1 pseudogene is annotated in these 676 nt (G+C 64.5%); it reads right to left on the minus strand.

Annotated features, from left to right (window positions below):
- Positions 1 to 676: pseudogene (locus tag ACFPZ3_RS70070) on the minus strand (cell division protein FtsK); the annotation flags it as partial.

Consider the following 676-nt stretch of genomic DNA (forward strand, 5'->3'; position numbering starts at 1 on the left):
CTGCTTGGCAGCATCGGTGTCCACCATGAAGGAGCGGCGGGCGGCGGGCTTGCCCAGGCCCGACAGGATGCCCCACCCGGCCTCCTTGACCGGCTCGAAGATGGTGGCGCGATAGCCGTTCTTGTACATCGAGGTGCCGAGGATCATGTCGTTGGCGACCTGGTCGGCCACAGACATGCAGTAGCGGGTGTTGACGTTGCGAGTGATCCCGGTCGGGAGCGAGTCCTTGTCAGGGATCTGAGTGCCAATCAAGAGGATCACGCCCAGGGCGCGGCCCAGCTTGATGACCTTCTCCAGGATCTCCCCGGCTTCCTTACCGAACTTGCCGTGCAGGAACAGCTCCTGGATCTCGTCGATCGCGACGATCAGCGGATGCAGGCCCGAGTCCTTCAACGAGGCCAGTTCCGGGGTGACCTTGTTCTCCGGGGCCTTGCCGAGCTGGGCGAAGTGCGCGATGCCCTTAGAACGGCGCTCGCACTCCTTGTACAGCCAGCGGATCATCCCGGCGCAGCGGGCGATCGTCTCATCATCGAAGCCGTTGCCGTACTCGGTGCAGACCGGCTCCAAGACCTTGAAGTCCCCGACGCCTTTGAGCTCGTAGATACGCAGCTCAGCGCGCGGGTCCAGGCTGGCGGCCAGGACGGCCAGGCGCAGGGCGAAAGTCTTACCGGAGCCG

The sequence above is a fragment of the Nonomuraea insulae genome, assembly GCF_042656245.1.